General features: G+C 46.5%; 1 protein-coding gene. It reads right to left on the bottom strand.

Annotation, left to right across the window (positions count from 1 at the left end):
- On the bottom strand, positions 1-430 hold a 430-nt coding region (locus SB754_RS19265; protein ID WP_410784022.1), incomplete at its 3' end, for an NAD-dependent epimerase/dehydratase family protein.
- Positions 431-445: the final 15 nt, after the last annotated feature.

Raw genomic sequence — 445 nt, 5'->3', positions numbered from 1 at the left:
CCGCTTGCAGCTGTCCCATCAGATGGACGAGCTGATTTATGCTCGTTTTTTGATTCGTGCCGATATTGACGATTTCATTATGTCCAGACTGCAGGGAAAGCAGGTTGGCTCTGGCAACGTCTTTGACATAGACAAAATCACGCGTTTGCTCGCCGCTCCCGTAGATCACTGGCCTTTCCCCATCAATGATTTTGCGAAGAAAGGTCGCGATTACGCCTCCCTCTCCCGTAGCTGCCTGACGTGGTCCATACACATTCGCATAGCGCAAGATCGTAAATGCAAGTCCATAGGAGGATTGAAAAAACTGAATGTACATTTCAGACATGTATTTGGAAAGTCCGTAAAAGGATAGAGGTTGGATGGGAAACGATTCTGTAATACTGCTATCTGCTGTTTCACCGTATACGGCACAAGAGGAGGAAAAAACGATTTTTCGGACCTTGAA

The sequence above is a fragment of the Leifsonia sp. SIMBA_070 genome (assembly GCF_046534635.1).
In the GTDB taxonomy this organism is placed as follows: Bacteria; Actinomycetota; Actinomycetes; order Actinomycetales; family Microbacteriaceae; genus Leifsonia.
Note: the sequence above shows the minus strand (reverse complement) of the source record. Positions and strands in the feature narration are given on the sequence as shown.